The organism is Paenibacillus algicola (assembly GCF_005577435.1).
GTDB lineage: Bacteria > Bacillota > Bacilli > Paenibacillales > Paenibacillaceae > Paenibacillus_AQ > Paenibacillus_AQ algicola.
Window position 1 is genome coordinate 894,768 of sequence record NZ_CP040396.1, and the last position, 26,363, is coordinate 921,130.

The 26,363-nt window shown below is 45.7% G+C and carries 19 protein-coding genes; 14 read left to right on the forward strand and 5 right to left on the reverse strand.

Going from position 1 to position 26,363, the window contains the following annotated elements; all coding sequences use genetic code 11:
- Positions 1-121: 121 nt before the first annotated feature.
- Both E6C60_RS03980 and E6C60_RS03985 read left to right on the forward strand, forming a co-directional pair.
- The gene (locus E6C60_RS03980) at positions 122-3,460 is read left to right on the forward strand and encodes an S-layer homology domain-containing protein (RefSeq protein ID WP_138224643.1); all 3,339 of its coding nucleotides are present in this window, start codon (positions 122-124) and stop codon (positions 3,458-3,460) included.
- Between the two features lie 156 nt (positions 3,461-3,616).
- Complete coding sequence (locus E6C60_RS03985; RefSeq protein WP_138224644.1) at positions 3,617-4,690, forward strand: LacI family DNA-binding transcriptional regulator; 1,074 nt, start codon at positions 3,617-3,619, stop codon at positions 4,688-4,690.
- On the opposite strand, the gene E6C60_RS03990 is transcribed toward E6C60_RS03985, so the two are convergent.
- Together E6C60_RS03990 and E6C60_RS03995 are read right to left on the reverse strand one after the other, a co-directional pair.
- Positions 4,667-5,848 (reverse strand): glycoside hydrolase family 130 protein, encoded by a 1,182-nt coding sequence (locus tag E6C60_RS03990; protein WP_138224645.1) that lies wholly within the window; start codon positions 5,846-5,848, stop codon positions 4,667-4,669. The genes E6C60_RS03985 and E6C60_RS03990 overlap by 24 nt on opposite strands.
- 1 nt (position 5,849) lies before the next feature.
- Positions 5,850-7,079 carry an AGE family epimerase/isomerase gene (locus tag E6C60_RS03995; RefSeq protein WP_138224646.1) on the reverse strand — a complete coding sequence of 410 codons (1,230 nt, stop codon included), beginning with the start codon at positions 7,077-7,079 and terminating at the stop codon, positions 5,850-5,852.
- Between the two features lie 120 nt (positions 7,080-7,199).
- Between E6C60_RS03995 and E6C60_RS04000 the strand changes: the two genes are divergently transcribed.
- Together E6C60_RS04000 and E6C60_RS04005 are read left to right on the forward strand one after the other, a co-directional pair.
- A complete protein-coding gene (locus tag E6C60_RS04000) occupies positions 7,200-7,382 on the forward strand; it encodes a hypothetical protein (protein WP_138224647.1) in 183 nt (60 codons plus the stop codon).
- Between the two features lie 136 nt (positions 7,383-7,518).
- A complete protein-coding gene (locus E6C60_RS04005) occupies positions 7,519-7,842 on the forward strand; it encodes a hypothetical protein (RefSeq protein WP_217496376.1) in 324 nt (107 codons plus the stop codon).
- Positions 7,843-8,218: 376 nt separating this feature from the next.
- Here the strand turns inward: E6C60_RS04005 and E6C60_RS04010 are convergent, their stop codons facing one another.
- On the reverse strand, positions 8,219-9,856 hold the full coding sequence (locus E6C60_RS04010) for a hypothetical protein (protein ID WP_138224649.1): 1,638 nt from the start codon (positions 9,854-9,856) through the stop codon (positions 8,219-8,221).
- A gap of 156 nt (positions 9,857-10,012) precedes the next feature.
- Here E6C60_RS04010 and E6C60_RS04015 point away from each other — a divergent pair, with 156 nt between their 5' ends.
- Positions 10,013-10,942 carry a helix-turn-helix domain-containing protein gene (locus tag E6C60_RS04015; protein ID WP_138224650.1) on the forward strand — a complete coding sequence of 310 codons (930 nt, stop codon included), beginning with the start codon at positions 10,013-10,015 and terminating at the stop codon, positions 10,940-10,942.
- A gap of 262 nt (positions 10,943-11,204) precedes the next feature.
- On the opposite strand, the gene E6C60_RS04020 is transcribed toward E6C60_RS04015, so the two are convergent.
- Complete coding sequence (locus E6C60_RS04020) at positions 11,205-12,089, reverse strand: helix-turn-helix domain-containing protein (protein ID WP_138224651.1); 885 nt, start codon at positions 12,087-12,089, stop codon at positions 11,205-11,207.
- Between the two features lie 294 nt (positions 12,090-12,383).
- Between E6C60_RS04020 and melA the strand changes: the two genes are divergently transcribed.
- The 9 genes from melA (at position 12,384) to E6C60_RS04065 (ending at position 25,002) form a co-directional block, all read left to right on the forward strand.
- On the forward strand, positions 12,384-13,865 hold the full coding sequence (gene melA, locus E6C60_RS04025) for an alpha-glucosidase/alpha-galactosidase (RefSeq protein ID WP_233281129.1): 1,482 nt from the start codon (positions 12,384-12,386) through the stop codon (positions 13,863-13,865).
- Between the two features lie 21 nt (positions 13,866-13,886).
- Entirely contained in the window at positions 13,887-15,269 is a 1,383-nt protein-coding gene (locus E6C60_RS04030) for a sulfatase family protein (RefSeq protein WP_208204148.1), read from the forward strand.
- Positions 15,270-15,380: 111 nt separating this feature from the next.
- A complete protein-coding gene (locus E6C60_RS04035; RefSeq protein ID WP_138224653.1) occupies positions 15,381-16,817 on the forward strand; it encodes a sulfatase family protein in 1,437 nt (478 codons plus the stop codon).
- A gap of 92 nt (positions 16,818-16,909) precedes the next feature.
- Positions 16,910-17,926 carry a response regulator transcription factor gene (locus tag E6C60_RS04040; protein ID WP_138224654.1) on the forward strand — a complete coding sequence of 339 codons (1,017 nt, stop codon included), beginning with the start codon at positions 16,910-16,912 and terminating at the stop codon, positions 17,924-17,926.
- A gap of 35 nt (positions 17,927-17,961) precedes the next feature.
- Positions 17,962-19,785 (forward strand): cache domain-containing sensor histidine kinase, encoded by a 1,824-nt coding sequence (locus E6C60_RS04045; protein WP_217496377.1) that lies wholly within the window; start codon positions 17,962-17,964, stop codon positions 19,783-19,785.
- Between the two features lie 85 nt (positions 19,786-19,870).
- Entirely contained in the window at positions 19,871-20,770 is a 900-nt protein-coding gene (locus tag E6C60_RS04050) for an ABC transporter permease (RefSeq protein WP_138224656.1), read from the forward strand.
- A 1-nt stretch (position 20,771) separates the two neighbouring features.
- Positions 20,772-21,644: a carbohydrate ABC transporter permease gene (locus E6C60_RS04055; RefSeq protein ID WP_233281130.1), complete on the forward strand. Its 873-nt coding sequence runs from the start codon at positions 20,772-20,774 to the stop codon at positions 21,642-21,644.
- A gap of 39 nt (positions 21,645-21,683) precedes the next feature.
- Positions 21,684-23,225: a type 2 periplasmic-binding domain-containing protein gene (locus E6C60_RS04060; RefSeq protein WP_138224657.1), complete on the forward strand. Its 1,542-nt coding sequence runs from the start codon at positions 21,684-21,686 to the stop codon at positions 23,223-23,225.
- Between the two features lie 184 nt (positions 23,226-23,409).
- Positions 23,410-25,002, forward strand: a complete 1,593-nt coding sequence (locus tag E6C60_RS04065) for an extracellular solute-binding protein (RefSeq protein ID WP_138224658.1) — start codon at positions 23,410-23,412, stop codon at positions 25,000-25,002.
- Positions 25,003-25,101: 99 nt separating this feature from the next.
- Here the strand turns inward: E6C60_RS04065 and E6C60_RS04070 are convergent, their stop codons facing one another.
- Positions 25,102-26,322 (reverse strand): IS256 family transposase, encoded by a 1,221-nt coding sequence (locus E6C60_RS04070; protein ID WP_138224659.1) that lies wholly within the window; start codon positions 26,320-26,322, stop codon positions 25,102-25,104.
- Between the last annotated feature and the right edge of the window lie 41 nt (positions 26,323-26,363).

Genomic DNA, 26,363 nt, shown 5'->3' on the forward strand with positions numbered 1-26,363 from the left:
GTATTTATGTCGAAGCATGGCATCCCATGTAAGAAAAAAGTAAGAACTCTTTGCTAGAATGAGATCCATATTGTGATGGGTGAAGCCGTCATATTTTTAACTCTAGGGAGGAGAACAAAGGATGAAACAACAAAAATGGTTGGTTTGGATGCTGATCAGCTTGATGGTGTTCAGTATGTTTCCGTCTTCGGTTAGTGAAGCAGATTCTATGGACAATCCGTTTCTGAATGCCGTAGAAGTGGAGGTGGATCGAGATGATCATGTCTATGTCCGCACTCATAATGGGCAGACAGGATTTCTGAAAAAAGTGGATCGGACTACGAGTGTTGTGACGGATGTTTATGCAGATGTAGCCGCTTTTACAGTAGATGGTGCAGGGAATATATATATTGTTAAAGAAACCAATGGGGATTTGCTGAAAATCGATACGAATCAGCATGAAACTCATATCGCTACGGATATTCCTCCGAAGTTCACAGGGGTTACAGGTAATGGGGTTTTTTACTACATAAACAACAATACTGTTCATAGCATAGACACGAGGGAGAGTGATCCCCAGCCTCAACCGGTGCCCGAGATCCCTGCAGACGGGGTTAGAGCCATGAGTACAGGGGGAGACGGGAATGTATATGTTATTGCTACAGGTGATCAGAATGATTATAACTTATACACGATAACAGACATGAGCATAACCCATAAAACGTTAACATCTAGCGAGCAGTTTGTTGATTTTATGTATCCAGCCATGACGGTCGATAAGCAAGGACAAGTTTATATTACCAATAAGGACGGTCCACCAGCTCTATGGAAAGTGAGAAATAATGGATTCTTGGAGACCGCTTTCCCAGAGAGAAATATTCCATCGATCGAACAAAGTGTGGCCATAGACAGCAATAATATTCTATATGTGACACGATGGGACAACCAATATAATTCGAAAATCGTGAAAACCATTGATGAGCAAGGCAAAGTCGCAGCTTATGAACCGCACAAGGTACCGGTCTATGACCCTGTAGCCGAAGCCAACAACGCAGCAAGCTATTCAGCAATGCGGGCAGTGCTGGAGCATCCTGCGACAGGAAATGCATTAGATACTGACATCGCACAATTCCTAGATGAGTCGATAAGAGAAGTGTATGGTTTTCTCATGAAGGGATGGACGTACAACAACCTGTCGGATACCAGTAAAAATCTCATAGCAGACAATTTGGTGTCATTCAAGGAATACACCAATTATGAAAGTGTGGATGAGATCCGAAGTGATTTTGAAGAAACGCTGCCTTTAATGATGATATTATTCCTCCCGATCGAAAGTGATGATCATGGAATCGTAGCAGCATCATTGGAGCTTTCACTCAGCATGCTCGAGTTAGTTACGGAGGAACATCCGCTCAATGATATCCAGTATAAGGTTGTAGCCCAGCGCCTTATTGACAACCAGCCGTATGTCTACGAGGATATTATCCCGATGAATACAGACGTTGAAAAAGATAACATTATACGGGTGTTTTTTGGAAGTCACATCCCTGCTGTTGCACCATTAGGTGATGTGTTGATCAACAAAGGAGATTCCGTAACGATAGATTACTCTAATGTATATCCTGGCGGAATCTTAACCGCTGTCGCTGAGGACCAGGACCTTTCTGCAGTGACTGTAAGTAACAATACAGGCAGTGCTTTTGACATTAAAGGTTTAACTGAAACCCGTGCTGCAGCCATTACGATCACGTATAGGGATACCGCGGGCCATGAACTATTCTCTGGCAACATGTCGGCAGGTGTCCTTGCTGAACCGGTCTACCGCATTGGAGAACTTGCGGACCTGACCGCAAAGTCTGTAACGGCAGGCTATGCATCAGGAACTCAGGAGACGAAGTCGGCAGTTGTACGGAACACGGGAACCGAAGCTCTGGAGAACCTGAAGGTGGCATTGACCGCAGGGGATGTGGATGATTTTGAGCTGACTCCGGTCGAGCAAGTGCTGCAACCTGGGGAAGAGGGAAGCTTCACAGTTAAGGCAAAGGACGGCTTGGCAGCAGGAACCTACATGGCAACGATTACGTTGACGGCGGATCACCTGTCGAGCGTGACATTGAACGTCAAACAAGTTGTACATCCACAGCCGGCGCCTCCAGCGCCTAATCCACCAGCTACACTGCCTCCAGTAGAAACACCGCCTTCGACTTCAGTCCCGAGTCAGCCTGGGTCTCAAGCGGTGGAGGTTCTGGTAAACGGAAAGGTTGAAAAAGCGGGAACCCTCATTCAGTCAACCGCAGGTAACCGATCTGTCGCGACGGTTGTGGTAGATCCGGAGAAGCTGAATGAAAAGCTGGCCGCTGAAGGAGATCATGCCATTGTGACCATTCCGGTTCCAGGCAAAGCGAGCCTTGTCATTGGTGAGTTGAATGGGCAGATGGTGAAAAATATGGAACAGAAGCAGGCGATAATCCAGATTCAAACGGACAAAGCGGCTTACACGATACCTGCAGGGCAAATCAATATGGATGCCATTTCTAACCAGATTGGCCAGGAGGTTAAGCTCTCAGATATCAAAATTCAGATTTCAATGGCGGATGCCCATGAAGATATGAAGCAGGCTGTTCAACAGGCTGCGGCGGATGGGGGATTCAGCATTGCTGTTCCGCCCGTGGATTTTTCCATTCAGGCCTCTTATCAAGAAAAAATCGTGGATATTCAGAGCTTCGACACTTATGTTGAGCGTTCCTTGAAGCTGCCGGCGGGGGTAGATCCTTCCCAAATTACAACCGGCATTGTTATAGATGTCGATGGAAGCATCCGGCATGTGCCTACGAAAGTAGTGGAAGCTAACGGAGGGTATTCGGTCGTTATGAACAGCTTGACGAACAGCACTTACGCGGTGATTTGGCACCCCGTGGAATTTAGTGATACTGCGGAGCATTGGTCCAAAGACGCTGTCCATGATATGGGCTCCAGAATGATTGTGAACGGGACGGGAAAAGGTGTGTTTAGCCCGAACCAGGAGATCACACGTGCAGAGCTTGCTGCTATCATGGTTCAGGCTTTGGGATTGAAGGCTGAAGAGGGATCTACAGCCTTTGCGGATGTAGAAGCCTCTGCTTGGTATGCAGGCGCAGTTGAAGCTGCATTTCAATACGGGCTCATTAGCGGCTTCCAGGACGGCTTGTTCCATCCAACGGATAAGGTCACTCGGGAGCAAGCGATGGTTATGCTGTCGCGAGCCATGACGCTTACAGGCTTGTACGAGAATGTAGAGCAGCAGCATGTGAAGGAGATTCTGGCTCACTTTGCGGATGGAGCACAGATTGCGGATTGGGCTAAGAGCCAAGCGGCCAATGCCCTGCAAGCAGGTATCATTCACGGCAAGGGCGGTCAAAAGCTTGCACCGAAGGATGCGATCACCCGGGCAGAAGCTGCAGCGATCGTGCAAAGGCTCTTGCAAGAATCGGGACTCATTTAGATTAGAGATGTGGATGAAGCTCCATCGCTATACCCCTATAGACCGTGCATGTCATATGCACGGTCTTGTTTTAATTGGAGCAGGTTTGGCTCGTGCAATTTTTTTCGCTTTATATGATAATAAGAAGCACAGTTAGCAGTAGGGGGGCCAACAGTCTTGTCCAAAAAAGTAACCATGCAGCACATTGCGGACTCCTTAGGCGTCTCCAAGTTTGTCGTATCAAAGGCGCTGTCGGGAAAAGAAGGTGTCAGCGACGCTACCAAAGCGCGGGTAATGGAGACAGCAGCCCAGCTGGGCTATTTTAATCAGAAAAACGGCTATCTAAAAGCACCTCTGCCCACCAAGTCAGAGGTCTCTGATCCGCAGCGGAATTCTGTGCTGGTGCTGATGCCCAACATTCGTTTTCAGACCAAGACCTCCGCTTATTGGGGGCGGATCCTGGAAGGAATCTCGGAGAAGCTGGATCACGAGGGCGTCGGGATGGTCATTGTGGCAGAACAAAGTGTAGAGCATTTCATGCAGCTGCTGAATCCCAAAGCGCTCATGGGAATCATCGGAGTGGGGGAGGTGGCTGCGCCGTTACTGCTGGAGGCTCACCGCTTGGGGCTGCCGATTGTGCTGATTGACCACGAGGATGAGCTCATTCCCGCAGATACCTTGTTTGCTGACAATTTTGAGAGCATGCACCGATTGACACGGCACCTCATTGGAACCGGACACCGGGAGCTTGTCTTTGTAGGTGATGCGCGATATTCCAGAAGCTTCTATGATCGGTATCTCGGATTTAACAGAGCGATGGAGGAAGCGGGAATTGTGGAGCCTGCAGCGGGCAGCAGTGCAGCGCACTACTTGCCCGTACAGGGGTTTGAGAAGGAGCATTTCATAGATTCCATCACCCGGTGGGCGGCAGAGAAAATGGATAACGGAAAAATGCCCGCGGCACTCGTCTGCGCCAACGACCAGATCGCGCTGGCAGCACTGACGGTGCTGCAACGCTTGAACTGCGCGGTGCCTGATGATGTCTCTGTAACCGGCTTCGATCATATCGAGGATACAGATCGGACCAGCCCGCGCATCACCACGGTGCGGGTGCCGAAGCATGCATTGGGCAGACGGGCGGTGGAGCTGCTGCAGCGGCGAGTCCATGAACGGGAAGCGCCGGCAGAAAAGGTCCTGCTCGCCTGTGAGCTGCTATACCGGGAAAGCTCAGGCTTGGGCAAGCAGCGCTAGGTTGCGGTCAATGAGCTCTAGTCGCTGCTGAACACAGGCATAAGAGCGGAGCGGATCCTCCGGAGTGTGCATGACGTAGTCCAGCAAACGTTCTATAGTGGTGGATGCGACATGGCAGCGGGTATCAGAGGAAGCATAATAAATGTATACCTCACCATTCGGGTGCGCCACGACGCCATTACAGAACAACACATTGGATACATCGCCGATCCGCTCTTCCCCTTCCGGTGCAAGCAGATGGCCTGCCGGGCGGTGAGTGACCTTCTCCGGCTGGTCGAGATCGGACAAGAAGGCGTACAGGACATAGCGAAGTCCGGCCGCTGTATTCCGCACGCCGTGGGCGATATGCAGCCAGCCCTGTTCGGTCTTGATCGGTGCAGGGCCCTGGCCGTTCTTGACCTCCTTGATCGTATGATAATGCCGCTCATCCATAATCTGCTCCTGCTGAATGACGGCCTGTTCTATAGAATCCGACAGTCCCCAGCCAATGCCGCCGCCGGATCCGGTGTCGATGAAGCCGTCTTGCGGCCGGGTATAAAAGGCGTATTTGCCATTCACAAATTCCGGGTGCAGCACCACATTCCGCTGCTGATTGGAGTTGGTCTTCAGATCGGCAAGCCGCTCCCAGGTTACAAGGTCCTTCGTCCGGGCAATCCCGCACTGAGCAATGGCGCTCGACAGGTCGCCATGCGGCGCATCCGGATCTTTACGCTCTGTACAGAACAGTCCGTAAATCCAGCCATCTTCATGCTGAACCAGGCGCATATCGTAGACATTTACATCTGGATTATCGGTCTCCGGCATGACCAGAGGGCGGTCCCAGAACCGAAAGCCTTCTACAGGGCTGTCGCTTTCCGCGATGGCAAAAAACGATTTGCGGTCAGTCCCTTCTACACGAGCGGCTAAGTAGTATTTATGATTGAGATAAATCGCGCCTGGGTTAAACACGCAGTGTACCCCGATCCGCTCCATGAAATAAGGATTGCTCTCCTCATTGTAGTCGTACTTCCAATGCAGCGGCGCATGAGCTGCGGTAAGCACGGGATGCTCATAGCGTTCCAGAACGCCATTGCTCAGAGCTTCCGGGCGGTTGCTTCTTGTCACTAACGCTTCATACTGCTCTGTCAATGCTTTTTTTCTCTCTTGAAATAGACTCATTTTATTCAACCTCCAAGGTTTTGTTGTTGTGAAATTCAGCATGTGTGGACAAACGCTGAATCATCTCCATACAAGCACGGCTGTTATGGTAGGGACATTTCCAGGGACCTGCTTTTTCTTCGTTATGGCTTAAGGTGCCATCCCGGCGGACGCTCCAGTGCCATTCGCCGTGCTTCTTATCGACCAGGTGTCTCTCTATAAAGGTCCAGGCCTTCAGTGCGGCGTCCCGATACGTCTCATTACCGGTCAATTGGAACGCATTATAGAACCCGACGACCGCTTCCGCCTGAGGCCACCAATCCTTGTCTGTATCGAGGAGTCCGGAAGGTCCTGCCTCATTGAACAGTCCTCCGTCCTGATCGACCCCCTCCTTCAGGGTAGCTTCAGCCATCTGAAGCGCAGCAGAACGAACCTTGGCAAGCAAATCAGGTTCCCCGAGCACCTCTGCCGCTTCATACAACAGCCAGCTTCCCTCAATATCATGGCCGTAGGAAATATGATCCGACTCACGTTGCCATTCCATATCGAAAAACAGCTTGAAATGCCACGAGTCCTGACACACAATACGATCCAGCGTTACTGTAATAAGCTCGTGAAGCTGGTGCCGAAGCTCTGGAGCCGGCCAGATCCGGTATAGGTTAGTGTAGGCTTCCAGGACGTGAAGATGAGTGTTCATGGATTTTTTACTGTTCAAGTCCTTCGCACTGAGACTATTGTGGTTGGTTTCCTTCCATTCCCGGGTTAATGCCTCAATATAACCTTGATGAACCGGGTCATAGGCATGCCGCTCCAGCACATGATACAGCTCGATGACTTCCTTGAGGATGGATACATCACCTGTTGCCCGATAAAATTCCGAATAAGCATAGATGACAAAGGCTTGGCCATAGACCTGCTTCTTGGTGGACACGGGCTCCCCGGCTGCACTGACAGACCAATACAGACCGCCATGCTCGGCATCTGTAAAGTAATCCTTCAGAAATTGATAGGCCCGGCGCGCGGTTTCTAAATAACGGGAATCACGATAAAGGCGATAAGCGGCTGAGAATGTCCACATGATTCGAGCGTTAAGGACCAGTGCCTTGTCGGCCGTCTTGTCGACTTGCTGGCTGCGATTGATATAGCCGTAGAAGCCGCCGTTTACTTCATCCGTGGTGTGGTTGAGCCAAAAGGAAAGAATATTGTTCTTGAGCTCATCCTCGATGCTTGCAGCCCATTGCGTAGCGTTCATACCTGATCTCCTTTCTGAAAATAACAAATTATATTTGTTATATAACAAACTAACATTAAACATAACAAAAATACAATGTTTTTTACGAGGAAATAAATATAATTCTTTGACCTGGACGATATGGAATACTTGGGAAACGTGATTCAGGGGATCGAGAAGAAGCTGCTGGTTCTGGTTGCGAACATGCGTGATCCCGACACGACCTGGAGCTTTAAGGAGCAGTACCGGGGATATAGGGAAACCATTATGGATTTTGCGGTATGGACCAAGCAGAATGGCGGCGTAGGCGTAAGTTCCAAATAGTGCAACTATATGGGTTGATATTGTGTCTAAATCTATGGAAAGTCATTTGGTTGAAGTGTACTAGTTCGTGAAGGGGTGCTCTAGTGGTGGACACAACAGCGGAGTAAGTGAGACGGAACCTTCTGCTCCACCAAAGGTGGAGAACGAGGTGGTGTATCTTGATCATTCCCAACTGGCGGGCGATGAACTGGAATTAGTGAAGATTGCAAACCTCGCAGCTGAGCACCAAAATGATGGGGATGAGCAGGCGTACTTCTCTCTTTTCGATTCGAAGCGAGATCCTAACATGAAAATGGCTTCTTACAAAATTACAAAGATGTTATTGGAATCGGTAAGTGTCAAAAGCGAAACTAGCGCTCTCATCGTGGCGTTAGTAACCACCGTTGAAAACGGAGAAAATACAAGGTTATACAGTTTTATTAAAGAGAACGGTAAGTGGAAAATTACCGACATTGACTAAAAAAAGGGTAGAAGGCCGTGGGGGGCCTTCTACTCTTTTCATTTAGAAATTTACTGATTGCCGTACATTATGTTAATCCGTCAGCATCAAAGCGGAAGGCGTTTTGGGAATTGACTTTTGCTTTTGTGCAGTCGTCGACGGCACCCATGGTAAGGCGGCCACCGTGATAACAGATGAGGCACCTTGCAGTACCTTATATCATTAGGACTGAAGGTGACACAGCAGCATATTACCTTCTTAACGCAATATGTTCGTATTGCGTTCCTGCTCGCACCCCCAATATGATTTATGTATGAGAAGGTGTTATGCAGCGGCAGCCGGGAAACTTCAAAAGCCCCCTCGCGCAAAGAACGAAGGGGCGATTGCCTGCTCAGTACTAATTGAATAGTAAAATTTTGGCGGTCTTCGACGGTAAAGAAACGGAGGTCACGGAAATATTGCCTTGCTCTGGATCCTTGAGGGAGCCGTAGCTTGATACACTCACGTTGTTCTCGGCGTTCTCTGACGGATTAACAATCACAATGCCATTCTGGAAGGTGCGGACCCACACATCACGTCCGCTTAGCTTGTAATTGCTGTAGTTGGAGCTGCTGAGTGTCTGGGTCGGCTTGCCAATGTCCCAAGTAAACATAGGCTCAAGATACAAATAAGCAGGGCCGGTTCCCGGATTAACGAGTGGGGTAAATCCAATCTTAGTATAAATTTTGTTATCCGGCTCGACTTTTACCCCGAGCAGGTAAGAGGCATAACCGTAGAGCAGGATTCGGCGCCGTTCGGCAGCAGGAAGTGCGGCGAAGGTTTTGTTGTCTTGCCCGCCATCCAGCATAAGCGGAAGAGCAGCCAGTTTATTTTCTCCCATGAACATGATTGATTTAAGATTGTTTTTCCAACCGGTGTAGTCCTTGAACCAGAACTCGGTGCCGGAATTGCCGCCCGTACCGTATCCGCCGTACGAATTTTCCATAGCGAAGCCATCGATTGGACGCGGCTTGATAGACGTGCTTAGGAGCATCTTCACCCGCTGGTCTGTCAATGTGGTCGGATGCAGCAGGTTGTTGCCCCAGATGACCGGATATACACCCTTTTGTGCTTTGAATTGTTCCTGAATACGCACGATGCCGCGCTCTACGTTTTCTGCACGCACTTCATCGTTGTATACTGATTGGTTGCGGATGTCCCAGATTCGATTACTTGGCACCGTCTGGCCGCTTTGGGCGAATTGCGATAAATTGCCGATCAGGATATCAATCCAGATGCCTCCGCGGTTTTTATCGTACTCAGCGAGTGCTGCGCTCAACAGTAGATCCCAGCGGACATTTGTCCCTTCATCGAGTCGATATTGCACCTCCGAGGTCATTCCGGCGACCGGTGCGGCACCGTATACGGGTGACAGAATCGGTGTTCCCGCTGGATAACTCTTCGGCACGGTACTGTGGATGCCACGAATGACCGTGACAGTATTCCCGCTGACACTCTGAATTTTCATTAGCTCATCGCCGATCAATAGCCAGGTAACGAACTTGAACTCGCCGTTACTGTCAAAGTTTGAATTCCATGTGTTGGAGGTCGATGGGATTAGGGAGCCAAACACATCGTTCAAGGAGAACGTAGTTTGCGTCGCTGTGATACTGGCAGAGGAATTGCCCACCCGGTAATAAAGCACTTCCTTCTTGTTGTTCTCGATGTAGTCCGCGGTCGTCCCGTTTACGGCCCATTTGCCGTTGTACTGATTGATCTTGAATGGTGCATAATGGGAACGGAGAGTGTTCGCCATCGACATGCTTATGTTCGGATTGCCGAAGATACCATCGAAATTTTTGCCCAATAACTCTAGTTCGGCTGCAGTCCAGAGCGGGTCGGTGCCGAACTCGGCAGCATAGAGCGGGTACGGGGTGCTGTTATCCTTATACTTTGCGACATGCATGTCGGGTGCAGGAGCGGCGTTCACGGAGAGCAATGGAACGGTGCCGAGCGAGCATACAAGGGATAGGGTCAGCCACAGCTTGCTTTTCATAATATTCCTCCTTGGAATGAGTAGTGAAAAAAACAGTTATCTTAGCCTCCCTTCGCTTTGATAGCCATATATTACTATAAATGGTTCCTGTTTAAAGTGGTGTCCATCGTATAAGAGGTGGATAATATCGACCTAATCGTGGAAGGGGACTTGCGAATGCAATATGCTGCTTATCAACTTCAGGAGCCGTTTATCTATTTGCGCGGAGGATATACAAAGCTGGACAAACCGTGGATGCAGGAAAAACGCACGCTGCAAGGCTTCGAACTGTTACTTCCTACACACCACGCGGTGTATACGCGCCAGCAGGAGATGGCGCACATTGTTCGGCCTGGTGAGATGCTGTTGCTGCGACCAGATCTTCCAAGAGAAGGTTACCGCTGCAGCGATAAGGGGACGTGTTTTTACTGGCTGCGATTTCGTTCCACACAACCTGTGCGTTATGTAAGCAGTGAGGAGCTTGCTGAGGAGAATGAGAAGCGAGCTGAGAGGCAGACACGCCGATCTGGAAAATTCAGTGATGAACATGAAGCACTGTATATCCCGATGGCCGGACAGCTTGCTCAGCGAAACCGAGCCTTTGCCTTGGCAGACCATCTGCTTCGCACAGCGGGACAGCATAGCTGCGCTCGTCGGGCTGAGCCGTATTTGCTGACTGCATTATTAGTGGATCTGGCTGCGCAGACGACCCATGTCGCTATAACACAGAAGAGTGATCGGTTCTCACCTCAGCAAGGGCTCGTGGAGGCGCTGCAGCAATTTCTACAAGCCAACCTTCCCTGTGAGCTAGCGCCGAAACGGCTGTGCGAGCAGTTTCACTACAGCTACGATTATATGGCACGACTGTTTAAACGCCATACCGGCCTATCGCTAGGACAATATTTGCTGCAGGAGAGGCTTCGACGTGCAGAGGAGCTGCTTACGCAGACGGATGATTCCGTGAAGAACATTGCTCGTTCCGTTGGCTTCTGCGATGAGCGGTATTTCATGCGGCAGTTCAAGCAAGCGCACAAGCTGACTCCGACCGTTTATCGAAGAGAAGCAGGGATTCCCAGCGATCAGATCATCAAAGAATCACAGTGTTAATTGTAGTATGCTTCTCCCAACCGTCCTCACTCCTACTCGATGCCCCTGACGCAACTCATAAGCTTTTCATAAAAAACCCCCACACTGTACAAACGGACTCATTGGAAGATCAGTAGATCCCTTGTATATAGCGGAGAGAACTAAATTATTCCGGACCAGCGGTAGCGGTCGCCTCTTCGTACGCGGAGCATCTCACAACCACACGAACGAGGCCATCCCCCAAGATCCTAGATCTTTGGGGACAGCCTCTTTTGTCAAACGATTAGCGAAAAAAAAGATGGTCGGAAGCGATCAGGCTGTGATCCCGGCGAAATTGACCAGGGGATACTCCAACCCAGCTTCGAAACACTTTAGAGAAGTAGTTTCCATTCGCAAATCCTACAGCTCTGGAAATATCTTTAAGGCTGATCTCAGTTGTACGAATGAGATGGGCCGCTTTCTCGATACGCAGTTTGATTAAATATTCAATCGGAGTAATTCCCTTGCATCGTCGGAACTCCCGTAGAAAATGATATTTAGACATTTCAGCAATGTTTGCGAACTCCTCTAAACTAACTGCTGACTCGTAATGAAGCTCCATATAGTCCAATACTTTTTGAATCCCACGGGGGAAATGCTGCAGTGTCTGTGGGTAGATGGAAATCCTGGATAACTCCGTCAAGAACTGATAGGCGAGGGAAGAGGAAACATACCCGTCCATAATTTGTTTTCGATGGGCCATCTCAAATATGTTACGGAGTAATTGAACCGTACTGCTCTCGGCAGATAAAGAGAATATGGGATCTAAATTAGAGGTTATTTCTTCATAAATCGGCAGTATATCCCCAGTAAGAGTAATGTAAAGGAATTCCCAATGACTGCTACCTTGAGGGAAATAATAGTGATGGTCGCTGGGTACAGAAACCAGGAATCCATTGCCTGCATTCAATGAATATAACTGATCACCGATCCGTATCTGGCCAGAACCTGAAACGGTGTACTGGAATAACACCATGGATGTATCTTCTCTTGTAAGTCCGTTCCAATTGTAATCAGTGGACATGATATTCTCCCAGCCAACTCCGCGGATCATAGAGACTGAATAGGATGGGATATCACGGAAACGAAATCCATAAGAGTGGCGAAAAGGTTTGGATGTGGTTGTCACAATTAAGGTCCCCCTCCTTTTGATATCCTGAAAAGTACATATATTAAGATCGTGCACTTAAAGATTTGGCAACTTTCAAACATGATATCAGAGAATTCAGTTGTTCACAATATGAATTACGATCAGCGGGTTCCGGGATCCAAGGGATCCGTTTTTGGTTGCCAGATTCATTGAATTAAATAGCAATATATGACCACTGTATCGCATTTAATTACCATTGTAGATACGTATTCATTGTAATAAACTAAAAATTGAAAAGAGATGATGTAGCAATATTATATAACATGGGAGGCAATGATATTGTTAAAGATTGCAATGATCGGTGCAGGTAGTGTTGGATTCACCCGTAGGCTGATGATGGATTTATTAGCGGTAGAGGAATTCCAGGACACGGAGTTCCGTATGATGGACATTAATGAAGAGAACCTGACGATGGTTGTAAACTTGTGCCGTAAAATGATTGAAGATAACGGGTTGGCGGCAACTATTCAAGCTACCACAGACCAACGTGAAGCGATTACTGATGCAAATTATATCATTTGTACGGCGCGTGTAGGCGGATTAGAGGCCTTCAAACATGATGTTGAAATCCCACTCAAATACGGGGTGGACCAATGTGTGGGTGATACGCTCGGGCCCGGCGGTGTGTTTTTCGCGATGCGAACGATTCCTGTGCTTCTGGATCTTGCGAAAGACATTCGTGAAGTCGCAGCTCCGAATGCATTGTTATTAAACTATTCGAATCCCATGGCCATGAATACCTGGGCTTTACGTCGCGCAGGAGGAGTCAATGTCCTTGGTCTTTGCCACGGTGTTCAAGGTGGTCACAAGCAAATAGCTAGAGCACTCGGTCTGCCGGAAGAGGAAGTCGATTTTATCTGTGCTGGTATAAATCATCAAACCTGGTACATTCAAGTGACACATAAAGGAATGGATATGACGCCTTATTTATTGGAAGCGTTTGAAAAGCACCCCGAGTTGTCTCAGCGTGAAAAATGCCGTATCGACGTTTTAAGACGATTTGGTTACTATTCCACAGAGTCTAACGGACATCTGAGCGAATATTTGCCTTGGTATCGGAAGCGTAAAGACGAATTAGATAAGTGGATATTCAAGGAAGAGTGGATTGGAGGACAGACGGCTGGATACTTGAATCACTGCATTAAGAAGACAAATGAATACCGTGATTTGTATCCAAAATGGATGAGCGGCGAAGCAGAATATATCAAACTTGGTGAGCGTTCGCATGAGCATGGCTCCTACATCATTGAAGCTTTAGAGACGGGCAGAGCATATCGTGGACATTTCAACATTGAGAACAAAGGTCTTATTACGAATCTTCCAAACGGATCCACGATTGAAATACCTTGTTATGTAGATAAAAATGGTGTTCAAGCAAGCTTCGTTGGCGATTTGCCTATGCCATTGGCAGCAACTTGCCGAGCGAGTATTAGCGTTCAGGAAATGGCGGTGGAGGCTGCATTAACGGGGAACAAGGACCTGTTAAAATTGGCTGTGCTGCATGATCCGTTAACGGCCGCTGTATGCAACACGGAAGAAGTATGGGCGATGTGCGATGAGATGCTGGAAGCCTTGGCTCCATGGATGCCGCAGTTCAACGGAGAAGGACGCACCTGGAAGGATATTCCGACGCCGCTTCAAGGGGAGTACTTGAAGGTTAATGCAGCGCCTGCTGATTATCTGCCGCCTTCATTGAGTGGAGAAGTCGTTCAGAACCATCAAGAACGATTGTCTGTCGGACATAGCGATAACTAATTGAGGCGAGGAGTAATGGCTATGAAACAACCGAATGTCATCGTTTTCTTTACGGATCAACAGCGCTTTGATACGACCGGCGTACATGGTAACCCCTTAGGATTAACACCGAATTTTGACCGTATAGCCAGAGCAGGGACGCATTTATACAACATGTTTACTAGCCAGCCGGTGTGCGGACCTGCCAGGTCCTGTCTGCAAAGTGGTAAATACGCTACCACGACAGGCTGCTATCGGAATGGCATTCCGTTACCGCAAGAGACTAAAACAATGGCTCATTACTTCAAGGAAGCGGGATACAGCACGAGCTATATCGGCAAATGGCATCTGGCAAGCGAAGACCCGGTGCCTGCGCATGAACGTGGGGGGTACGAAGAGTGGTTAGGTGCCAATTTGCTGGAGTTCGTATCCGATGCTTACGATGCCGTGTTATTTGATAACGATAATAATCGCGTTAAGCTTCCTGGATACCGCGTAGATGCGCAAACAGATGCCGCTATCAGGTATATTCATAGACAGCAGGATACGGATAATCCTTTCTTTCTGTTCCTCTCTTATCTGGAGCCGCATCATCAAAATCATACCGACAATTATCCGGCTCCGGATGGGATGGAAGAAACGTATACGGGGCGCTGGACGCCGCCAGATCTTGCTGCGCTTGGCGGAACGGCACACCAACATTTAGGTGGGTATTACGGAATGGTAAAGCGGCTGGACGAGGCACTTGGCCGATTGCTGGATACGCTGAAGAGCATGGATATGCTTGATCATACCGTAATATTGTTCACTTCCGATCACGGATGTCATTTCAAAACTCGAAATGCGGAGTACAAAAGATCCTGTCATGAGAGCTCCATTCGAGTCCCTACCGCTATATACGGTCCTGGATTTATGGGAGGCGGACAGATTCGTGATCTCGTCAGCCTCGTTGATTTGCCTCCGACTTTGCTGGATGCCGCCGGAATCCAAGTGCCATCGGATATGCAGGGAAGATCGGTGGTTCCGTTAGTGAATCGAAACGCTGCTGACTGGCCCCAAGAAGTGCTTGTACAAATTAGTGAGAGTGTCGTTGGAAGGGCCATACGGACAGAGCGCTGGAAATATTGCGTCGAAGATTCCAGCAAACATGGAGGTGAACACTCCGGTTCAGACCGCTATGAAGAAGCATTCCTCTATGACTTACAAGCAGATCCATATGAAACGAATAATTTGATCGGCATGGAAACTTTCGCTGGGATAACTGCTGATCTGAGAGCACGGCTGCGGCGCCGAATGGTGGAGATCGGTGAAATGGAGCCTGAAATTGTACCTGCTCAATCCAGAGTTTCAGGTCAGCGTAGCGTAATCGTTTCCGAAATGAAACATCATAACTGGCCAAAGCACGGCGACGGTGCAACCAACTAATGAGATGATCATGTCTTGCTTTTTCAGCAAGGCATGATCATTTGCACATTAATCCAATATGAAGGCTGACAGCTCGATGCTATTCCTTAAAATAGAAAGGTAGGTTTAAATATGAATCAAAGACCCAACATCTTGTTTGCGATCGCTGACGATGCCTCGCATATGGGGGCGTACGGACACAAGTTTGTAAATACACCTAACTTCGACCGTATTGCTGAAGAAGGCATTCTATTTCAGAATGCATTTACGACGAATCCGAAATGTGCGCCTTCAAGAGCAAGTATCCTATCCGGAATGCACACATGGCAGATGGAAGAGGCCTGCAATCATTATGGAATATTCCCTTCAAAGTTCAAGGTTTATCCGGATTTGCTTGAGGACGCTGGCTATCATGTAGGCTATACAGGAAAGGGCTGGGCACCTGGAGATTGGGAGGCTGGTGGTTTCGCCCGTAATCCTGCGGGTCCGGTCTATAACCAGCATAAGCTGGTTCCTCCGACAGAAGGAATTAGTGACATTGATTATGCTTCCAACTTCAATGCATTTTTGGAGGAGCGTCAGCAGAACCAACCATTCTGTTTTTGGTTTGGGTGTCTTGAGCCTCATCGAAAATACGAGGAGGGAAGCGGTGTAAGAGCTGGGAAAAACCTCGATGAAATCAAGCTCCCTTCCTATTATCCAGATGATGAAATCATTAAAAGTGATTGGCTGGATTATGCACTTGAAATTGATTGGTTCGATTTACAGCTTGGAAAAATACTGAATACGCTTGAGGAACTCGGTGAATTGGAACATACTTTGATTGTAGTCACTTCTGATAATGGCATGCCATTTCCGCGAATCAAAGGTCAAATGTATGAGCATGATCTGCGCCTTCCAATGGCGTTGTACTGGAAGAATCAAGTCCCTGGCGGGAGAAAGATAGAGGATTTGATCAGTTTTATTGATTTAGCACCAACGTTTGTAGAAGCGGCAGGACTGCCTCCACACGCTCAATTTGCTGGTCGAAGCTTGATGAACATGATTAGATCGGACCAACAAGGACGGGTAGAGGCGGATAGAAACAAGGTCTACATGGGGAAAGAACGTCACGATGTAGGAACAGAAAATGATGTGGCGTATCCTGTTCGATGCATACGTACTGAAAAATATCTATACGTGAGAAATTTCAAACCAGATCTATGGCCTGCAGGGAATCCGGAAACGGGATATACCAATGTAGACAGTTCACCGACTAAGACGTTGCTGCTCAAGCAGCATGCTGAGGGACAAGATGATTATTACCATTTATCTTTTGGCAAACGGGCAGAAGAAGAGCTGTTTGAAATCCGGACTGATCCTGAATGTATAACTAATTTGGCAGAAGATCCTCACTTTGATCCAGTGAAAAAGGAGCTATGGCTGGAATTAAAAAAGGTACTCGTTCAGACGGGGGATCCAAGAACACAAGGCAGGGGTGACGTGTTCGATCACTATGAATATGTTGGAGATCAGTCACATTCCTGGAAGGCCTACAAGGAAGGCTGGTTTTGCAAGCAGAAGTTCTAGGAGCTTGATACAATCTGTTCTGCAAAGACCAAGCCAACTCAATAATAAAATTCCAGGGGTGGTCTTGCCAGACATCTGAGGGAGGCAGCGGCATGTATTCGGTTATGGTAGTCGAGGACGAACCCTGGATTCGCAGCGCGATTGTGAAAATGGTTGAACAAGCGGGGCATGAATTTCAAGTGGTTGGCGAAGCGGAGACAGGTGAAAAAGCCTGGAATATGATACAAGAGCATTGGCCAATTCTGCTGATAACGGATATTCAGATGCCAGATATGGACGGCTTGTCTTTAATTCAAAAAATTCATGAGCATCATATTCCAATGGCAATCGTTATTATTAGTGGATTCGATAATTTTCAGTATGCTCAGCAAGCAATCCGATACGGTGTGGCTGAGTATTTATTAAAACCAGTGGAATCTGAGAAGTTAATCGATGTTATACACCGTTGTACGGAGCAGCTTTCCTCGCATAAAGAGATGAATCAATATTTCGTAAAAATTCAGCAGTTTATAGAAATGATGTATGTTTGGGATCCGCGTTTACACTTTAATAAGCTGCATGATTTAGTGAACTCAATACTGCGTTTGAAATTTATTAATGCTGGAATTAGAAAAAATCTTTTGACAATATTGGACGGAAAAATAAAAGAAGCATGCATGGATATGCAAATTAACACTTCCCATTTGCAGTTGCCCGACCTATCAAAGGATCATGGAATCTTGGACTATTTTCAAACATTGCTCGTTGTGTGGGCCACCGAGTTTCCCAACAAAAAATCTCAAAACTCTAAACTCATCATCAACGATATTTGTGATCGACTGAAAACTAGTTACCATTATGATTGGACGCTTCATGAAATGGCAGAGCATTCTCATTTAAGCCCCTCACACTTTGGTGTATTATTCAAAAGACAAACAGGAATGTCTCCTGTTAATTATGTGAATCATATACGGATTGAGCAGGCGAAAAAGCTGCTAAAGGATACGGATAAAAAGATATACGAGATTGCCGAAGCGGTCGGATTTGCGAACCTCCCGTATTTTACTCGATTATTTAAACAGACCGTAGGCTATTCCCCTAAAGAGTTTAGAAAGAGGCTTGGAATATGAGGATGCTCCGATGGTTGTCAAAGCTGTCCATTAGAATGAAGATGGTCATTGGTTTTATGAGTATAAGTTTAATTGCTGTTACGTTAATGGCTGTGTTTGCTCATAATAATTACAGCAGCGCGACGAAGCAGGACTTCTATTCCATTGCTGAACAGGCTGTCACCCGAACAAACTATCAGATGGATCTATATTTCTCCCAGCTGGAGCAATCGACCTATACGACCATAGCAGGCCCCATTACGAGTGGGGTCTCTTTAAATAGCCATGAAAGTGGACTCATCCAAAAATGGCTGAGCAAGAACAATTCGCTCACCAAGGCTGATACAAGAACCATTGAAAATATTTTGAATAAATACATCGCATTAAACTACTCAGAGATTGCCGGGATGTTCTTGGTCTCCAACGAAGGCGATTTAATTTCATCCACAGGCACGACCATATCCATTGAACATGTCATTAATGAGCCGTGGTTTTCTTCAAGTGATAGCAAAGAATCAAAAATCATTCCCACGTATTATACAAACTATAATTCTTCACGGAAAGATACAGCTATGATCTCACTAATCATTCCGATTTACAGTGTCGATACGGTTAAACAATCAGGTAAATTGATCATAAGCTTAAAATTAAGTGAAATCATTAATATTCTTGGACAGACGCAGCTGGGTGAAACAGGATATGTCTTTGTTGTTGCAGAAGATGGCACTATCGTTTTTCATCCGAACGCAAGCTGGATCGGTCAAAACATTAAGGATACCTCATTGCATCAACTTGATTTTACTGCGACTCGATCCATTCAATGGTTAAATGAAGAAGAACACTTGATTTCCTATCATGAATCGGAACAAACAGGGTGGAAGGTAATTGCCTTTGTGCCCTTTCATGAAATGGCAAGTGGTTTAATGATTGCAAGGAATTCTACCTTATTAGTAGCAATCATACTCTTCGTTTTAATAATGGTTCTCGTGCCGGTATTATCAAACGGATTGCTTCAGCCCATTATTCAACTGAAAAATTTAATGCTTAGAGTGCAAAATGGAGATCTGAAAGCACGTGCCGAATATATTCAAGGTGCAGACGAAATGCAGGTGCTGAATCTTACATTTAACAAGATGGCGGGCAATTTAGATGAATTAATTAATACTGTTACTGATTTAAGAATCAGAGAGGTTCAATTGCAGCTCAAACAGAAAGAAGCGCTTGTTCAAGTGCTTCAAAATCAAATTAACCCTCATTTGCTGTACAATACTCTGGATATTATCAAAAGTATCGCTTATCTAGAGGATGTCCCCATGATCGAAAAAATGTGTGCTAATTTGGCAAGTATTTACCGTTATACGGCACAATTATCAAAGCTCGAGGTGGAGTTAAACGAAGAGCTTGATCATGTAAGAAAATATTTAGAAATTATTCATGTGCGATTTACATTGCACTTTCAAAGTGAAATATACGTCAATGAGAAATTTCTGGGTGCCCGTATTGTCAACTTTACGATTCAGCCCATAGTAGAAAATGCTATTAAGTATGCGGTCGAGCCATTAAAAGGGAAGGCTGCTGTGATTATAAGCGCATATATAGAGCAGGATGATTTAATTATCGAGATTGCGGATAATGGACCGGGGATGACAGCTTGCATGCTTGAAGATTTGAATCAGAAGCTGCAGGACATTACACATTCGGGATTAGACAAACTTACTGCAGCCGACACAGTCGGATTAATCAACGTCCATACCCGGATTGTATTGCAATATGGCAGAGAATATGGACTGAGTCTTACCTCGTTTCCAGAGCGAGGTACAATTGTTTCGATGAGGATACCATTCGTGGATCAAGGAGACGAAAGAAATATCAGTCAATAAATCGTGTGAATGTATAAAAAACAGTCTTTTTTTCTGATCTATAATGGTTCTATCACGTGAAATGACCATATAGATCGGAGGCTGAATGAGGGTGAGCTATTTAAAAAGAGCCCTGCCCGTGTACATCATGATTTTGCCGGGAATGCTGTTTTTTTTAATATTTAAGTACATTCCCATGTTTGGAATTGTAATTGCGTTCAAGGACTATAACCCCTTCAGAGGATTTTTAGGAAGTGACTGGGTAGGGCTGGATCAGTTTGTACGATTATTTACGGAAAGAGACTTTATGCCCCTATTGTATAACACACTAATGTTAAGCCTTATGGACATTATTTTCTTTTTCCCAGCACCAATTATTATGGCGTTATTACTAAACGAAGTCCGATTGCGATTCTTCAAGAGATCGGTTCAAACCATTCTATATGCCCCTCATTTCTTGTCGTGGGTTGTTATAGTTGGGATCACAGTCGTTTTGTTCTCCACGGAATTCGGCGGAATCAATCAGCTGTTGAAATCAATGGGTCTACCTGTCATTAACATTTTAACAAACGCAGATGCTTTCCGCTGGACATGGCTAATCCAAAATATTTGGCAGGGTGTGGGTTGGGGAACCATCATCTTTTTGGCAGCGCTTTCTTCAGTGGATCCCAGCTTGTACGAAGCGGCCTCCATAGATGGGGCCAGCAGGCTAAAACAAATTTGGCACGTAACTCTTCCTGCTCTAAGCGGTGTCATCATCATTCTCTTTATTCTTCGATTGGGTAATTTCATGGATATTGGTTTCGAGCATATTTATTTGCTGCAAAATCCTCTAAATCAAGGGGTTTCCGATGTGTTTGATACTTATGTATATCGTCAAGGCATCGTGCAGGGTGACTTCAGCTACTCCACTGCGGTTGGTATTTTCAAATCCATTGTTGGGCTTGTATTGATTATTGGAGCGAACACCATTGTAAAGCGTGCTGGACAAGAGGGGGTATACTAGGTTGTCAACATTAAGAGTGAAAAAAAGTGAGAGCTGGATTGACGTTCTGGTGTATACGATCTTAACAATTTCTTCATTGCTAGTACTGCTTCCATTGTTCTATATTATTACAACTTCATTTGCACCGGAGTCTGAATACTTGACAAGAGGTTTTTTTATACTTCCAAATGAATGGACGCTAGACGGATATTTATATTTGTTAACAAACCCTGGATTTATAACTGCCGTTAAGAATGCCGTCATTATTAGTGTTGTGGGAACGCTTATCAACATATCATTAACCTCACTATTAGCCTACGGGTTATCAAAATCCTGGATAAAAGGCAGAGGCATCATGAATTTCTTGATTTTGTTTACCATGTTATTTGGCGGCGGGATGATCCCTACGTATTTGATTGTGAAATCTTTAGGGTTAATCGATACTTATTGGGCACTGTGGCTGGTTATGGCGGTTGCGCCTTTTTACTTCATAGTCATGCGTAGTTTCTTTAGAACTATTCCGATTGAGCTGGAGGAAGCTGGTCGAATTGACGGATGTAGTGAATGGAGAATTTTTTGGAATATTTATCTTCCTCTTTCAAAGGCAGCGATCGCTACATTCACTTTGTTTTACTTTGTACAAAACTGGAATCTGTATTTTCCAGCAATCCTATATTTAGATGACAGTAATAAATGGCCTTTGCAGGTATTCCTGAGACAAATGCTCATTGATGACGATTCCAGTGCAGGTGCTGGTCTCGTGCAGGCTATTGAATATACACCGGCTGCGAAAATGGCTGCAATTCTTTTGACAGCTCTGCCTCTTCTCGTAGTGTATCCGTTTCTTCAAAAGTATTTTAATAAAGGAATGCTGCTAGGTTCCGTAAAGGGGTAAGGCAGTCCATTTAATAGTAAAAGGGAGACGAGATCTAACATGAAAAAAATATATGTAATGATTTCATGGATAGCCTTGATTGTGCTGGCTATCGGTTGCAGCGGAGAAAAAAGTGATTCTGCAAATCCGAATGATGCGAACCAGCAAGCAGGCGCTAAAAACACAGAAAAAATAAAGATAAGTCTTCTTGCACCTTCCTACTCAGGAGGGGGCTGGCCAGATAATAATCATCCGATCATTAAATTTATCAATGACAAATTTAATATTGACTTAGATGTTCAATGGATTCCGGGTCCCAATTACGACGAAAAGTTAAACGTGCTTGCTGCTTCAGGGAATTTGCCTGATATTTACACAATCCTCCCTTCCAGTGATTTGTACGAGAAGTGGCAAGGTGAAGGAGCGTTTGCAGAACTGCAAGATCGCTTGGACAGCTATCCAAATTTAAAGCAAGCCTTTCCAGATCCAATGTGGCAAATGAAAAACCCGAATGGGATCATCTATGGCCTCCCTAAAGGAGGACCTGTCAATCCGTATGCATATATTGTCAGGAAGGATTGGATGGAAAATTTAGGTTTAAGTATTCCTGATCCGGAAAATTTCACGGTCGAACAATTTTATGAAATTGCTAAAGCATTTGCACTGAATGATCCTGATCAAAATGGCAAAAAAGATACAATCGGCATATCATTCAACAGTGGATTTGGGGGAGAGGCCCCGCTTAGGTATGCATTTGGATTATCGCCGGGATGGCAGGAAATTGACGGTCAACTTGTGCCGTGGCAGGTTCAGTCCTCAGAGCTTAAAAATTATTTAACATTTCTGAATACTGCTTATGAAGAAGGGGTCCTGGATAAGGATTTCCCGCTGAACACAGGCAAAGACATTCAAGACAAGCTTTCATCCGGTAAGCTCGGATTATTTGATCATATTCCAATTAACATGATTGATAATGAGATGAAGCTTAAACAATCGACACCAGAGGCAGAGTTTATCCAGATTCCTCCACCCAAAGGAGCTTCAGGAATTCAGTACAATCAGTCGCAAACACTTGCCCATAAAATTGTCTTAAACGGCAAGTTGGATGATGCCAAGCTTCAACGCATACTGGAGTTATTTGATTGGTGGGTTACCGAAGAAGGAACAGACATTATAAGAAATGGACCTCCAGGTGTTTATTACACTGAAAAAGAAGACGGGACGTATGAACCCACGGAGGCAGCTATTAATGAGGGAAACCGGATTTCGATTTTAAACAATTGGTTTTTTAGGACGATTGCCAATGATCATGATGTGTATAAATGGGACTCTAAAGAAAAGAGAGATCGCGTGACTACCTTTATGGAACAGGCGGCAGTGTATGCTTCACCTATAGACCCAGTGCCGGGTATTGCCAATCAGTCTCCTGCATATGCGAAGCAATTCAGTGCAATTAATAATGAATTTCTTCAAAGTGTGTATAAAATTATCATTGGAGAACAATCTTTAGACAGCATTGATGCTGCTATTGCGAAATGGAGAGCGAATGGCGGAGATCAAATCATTAAAGAGATTAACGAAGCCTATCAATCGGTAAAATAGTTTTAACTTGGAGGCGTCCCTTAAAAGGGCGTCTCTTTTACTTGTGTTGGAACATATATCATCAGAATGAGAATGTATAAGATATCTTGCGATAGTGTAAAAAACAGGTGATGTATTTGATATAAGATAAAAATGTAAAGAAGATATTTCAGATTTATGAAAACGCATTCTTTACAGGGAGTGTATGAAGAACAAATTAAAGGGAGAGGGTTGTATGAAAAAGTTTCTTTGTCTGATGATGATCGTAACGATTGTGACGTCAGCAGGCTGTAGCGGGCAAAACAATGGCAGTAATAATTCCCCTGCAGATGTTAAAACAACACAAACAGATTCGGTTAAAGGGAAACAAGCTGATTCAGAGGAAAAGCTGAGTATTAGCATGCTAGCTCCATCCTATGCAGGAGGAGGATGGCCTGACAGTAACCATCCTACTATCCAATATTTGAACGAGAAATTCAATATTGAACTGGATGTACAGTGGATTCCGGGAGCAAATTATGACGAGAAAATTAACGTGTTAGCAGCATCAGGTAACTTGCCAGATGTTTACACCATACTTCCTGCCAGTGATCTGTATGTGAAATGGCAGGGAGAAGGAGCATTTGCAGAGCTTCAAGATTATGTGGATGACTATCCTAATCTGAAAAATGCTTTTTCAGAAGAAGTATGGCAAATGAAAAATCCTAAAGGTATTACTTACGGCATTCCTAAAGGAGGGCCCACGAATCCAGTAGCCTACGTAGTTAGAAAAGATTGGCTAGACAATTTAGGTTTAACGATACCGGATGCAGATCGCTTTACAGTTGATGAGTTTTATAAAATCGCAAAGGCGTTTGCATTGGAAGATCCTGATCAAGACGGTAAACAAAATACAGTAGGATTTACGTTTAATCAGGAATTCGGCCAGGAGGCTTCATTGAGATATGCGTTTGGATTGTCGCCTGGATGGCAGGAGATGGATGGGGAATTGGTTCCATGGCAAGCGCAGACCAAGGAATTGAAAAGCTATTTAGCTTTTTTGCAAAAGGCTTATGCAGAGGGAGTGCTGGATAAGGACTTTCCTTTAAATGAAGGCAATGATATTCAAGAAAAAGCAAGCTCCGGAAAGTTAGGTCTGGATTACGCGATTCCGGTGGCGATGCTAAGACATGAAGCAAAGCTCAAAGAGACCACACCTGAGGCAGAATTTGTACAGATCCCCCCACCAAAAGGTCAAACAGGGATTCAATTCAATGACACAATGGAGCTCGAACATAAGATTGTTCTGAACAGCAAAATGAATGAAGATAAGATTCGTCGTATCCTTGCTATGTTTGATTGGTGGGTCACCGAAGAAGGCGTCGATGTCATTAAGAATGGACCACCTGAAGTATATTACACGGCAAAAGGCGATGGTACGTTTGAAGCTAATGAAGCTGCGAAGAGTGAAGGTAATCGTATTGCCATCCTCAACAACTGGTTTTTCAGAGGCGTCGCTAATGATTTTGATGTGTATAAATGGGATTCTAAAGAATACCGTGAACGAATGGTAGGGCATATGGAGCAAGCAGAGGCATTTGCTGCACCGATGGACCCCGCGGAAGGAATTACTCATTTATCACCAACCTATGCCAAAAAGTATGACGAGATTAACAAGAAGTTTCTATCGAGTGTCTATAACATCATTTTGGGTAAGGCTCCAGTTGATCATATTGATGATGCTGTCGCAACCTGGAACAAGGAAGGCGGTGAACAGATTATCAAGGAAATCAATGAAGCATATCAAAGCATAAAGTAACAAATTGACATCAGGGTTAGAAGTCAGAATCAGGGTCTGTCAATAAGTTTGTGTAAACTCTAAATCAAGAGTTCCCCTGTTTAGAGAAGAAGATGCTCTTTAAGGCAGATGCTGGCCAATCCGTTCAGGATAAAAGACGGATAATTGAAGCAGGATCTGACCCCAGTTTTGGACTCGGCCTGTCCACTTGCGGGTGACATCGACCGTCACCAGATAGAGCATTTTGAGCAGCGATTCGTCCGTAGGAAAGATGCTTTTCCCTTTCGTTACTTTACGGAGTTGGCGGTGGTAGCTCTCAATCATATTGGTCGTATAAATAAGCTTGCGAAGCTCAGGCGGGTACTTAAAGAACGTGGCAAGTTCTTCCCAGTTGTTGCGCCAGGAACGGACAATGAGTGGATATTTGGCGCCCCAGATCTCCTCAAACCGATCCAATTCCAGCAGAGCCATCTCCTCTGTTGTGGCCTTGTAGATGGGCTTTAAATCCGAGGTCACCTTCTTGAGATCTTTGTAGGATACATAACGGGTGGAGTTGCGGATCTGGTGGATGATACATTTTTGGATTTCCGTGCTGGGATAGCATGCTGAAATCGCTTGTGAGAAGCCCGTAAGGTTATCTACACAAGTAATGAGAATGTCCTGAACACCGCGATTTTTCAATTCATTGAGCACACTGAGCCAGAACTTTGCAGACTCATTCTCACCAATCCACATGCCCAGGACGTCTTTGTTTCCATCCAAATCAATGCCAATGACCATGTAAGCAGCCTTGTTGACAATAGCCCCATCCTGTTTCACCTTGAAATGAATGGCGTCCAGAAACACCACAGCATACACGCTCTGTAGGGGGCGATTCTGCCACTCTTTCACGAGAGGGATAATCTTATTGGTCACGTTGGAGATGAAGGTCGGAGAGACATCGAGGCCGTACAGCTGCTGCAGATGGTCCTGAATCTCACGAGTGCTGATGCCTTTAGCATAGAGGGCGATAATTTGGTCCTCAATGCCTGTCACATTGGACTGATGTTTCTTGACCACTAACGGCTCAAACTCACCTTCACGGTCTCGAGGTACCAAAATTTGCTGCTCACCATATTCACTGGTGATCTTCTTTTTGCTCTTGCCGTTTCGGCTGTTTGTTGTCTGCTTGCTCTTCACGACATGCTTCTCGTAACCCAAATGCTGGTCCATTTCGGCCTCCAGCATTTCCTGAAGTGTTTCTGCAAACAGATCTTTCAAGGCGTTTTGTGCATCCTGCGCGGTCACCAGATTATTCTCCTTAATGAAGGCCCGCAGCTGTTGTTTATCCCAAAGTCTCATGTGTTCTCCCAACCTTTCTACTATGTTTCATTTTAATAGTT

What these genes read in the sequence shown, in the direction of transcription:
- E6C60_RS04040 (WP_138224654.1), top strand. Translation starts at nt 16,910, where the DNA reads ATGTATTCGGTTATGGTAGTCGAGGACGAACCCTGGATTCGCAGCGCG.
- E6C60_RS04010 (WP_138224649.1), bottom strand. Translation starts at nt 9,856, where the DNA reads ATGAAAAGCAAGCTGTGGCTGACCCTATCCCTTGTATGCTCGCTCGGC.
- E6C60_RS04065 (WP_138224658.1), top strand. Translation starts at nt 23,410, where the DNA reads ATGAAGAACAAATTAAAGGGAGAGGGTTGTATGAAAAAGTTTCTTTGT.
- E6C60_RS04035 (WP_138224653.1), top strand. Translation starts at nt 15,381, where the DNA reads ATGAATCAAAGACCCAACATCTTGTTTGCGATCGCTGACGATGCCTCG.
- E6C60_RS03990 (WP_138224645.1), bottom strand. Translation starts at nt 5,848, where the DNA reads ATGAGTCTATTTCAAGAGAGAAAAAAAGCATTGACAGAGCAGTATGAA.
- E6C60_RS04030 (WP_208204148.1), top strand. Translation starts at nt 13,887, where the DNA reads ATGAAACAACCGAATGTCATCGTTTTCTTTACGGATCAACAGCGCTTT.
- E6C60_RS04045 (WP_217496377.1), top strand. Translation starts at nt 17,962, where the DNA reads ATGAAGATGGTCATTGGTTTTATGAGTATAAGTTTAATTGCTGTTACG.
- E6C60_RS04050 (WP_138224656.1), top strand. Translation starts at nt 19,871, where the DNA reads ATGAGGGTGAGCTATTTAAAAAGAGCCCTGCCCGTGTACATCATGATT.
- E6C60_RS04070 (WP_138224659.1), bottom strand. Translation starts at nt 26,322, where the DNA reads ATGAGACTTTGGGATAAACAACAGCTGCGGGCCTTCATTAAGGAGAAT.
- E6C60_RS04000 (WP_138224647.1), top strand. Translation starts at nt 7,200, where the DNA reads ATGGAATACTTGGGAAACGTGATTCAGGGGATCGAGAAGAAGCTGCTG.
- E6C60_RS04015 (WP_138224650.1), top strand. Translation starts at nt 10,013, where the DNA reads ATGCAATATGCTGCTTATCAACTTCAGGAGCCGTTTATCTATTTGCGC.
- E6C60_RS03995 (WP_138224646.1), bottom strand. Translation starts at nt 7,079, where the DNA reads ATGAACGCTACGCAATGGGCTGCAAGCATCGAGGATGAGCTCAAGAAC.
- melA (WP_233281129.1), top strand. Translation starts at nt 12,384, where the DNA reads ATGATATTGTTAAAGATTGCAATGATCGGTGCAGGTAGTGTTGGATTC.
- E6C60_RS03980 (WP_138224643.1), top strand. Translation starts at nt 122, where the DNA reads ATGAAACAACAAAAATGGTTGGTTTGGATGCTGATCAGCTTGATGGTG.
- E6C60_RS04060 (WP_138224657.1), top strand. Translation starts at nt 21,684, where the DNA reads ATGAAAAAAATATATGTAATGATTTCATGGATAGCCTTGATTGTGCTG.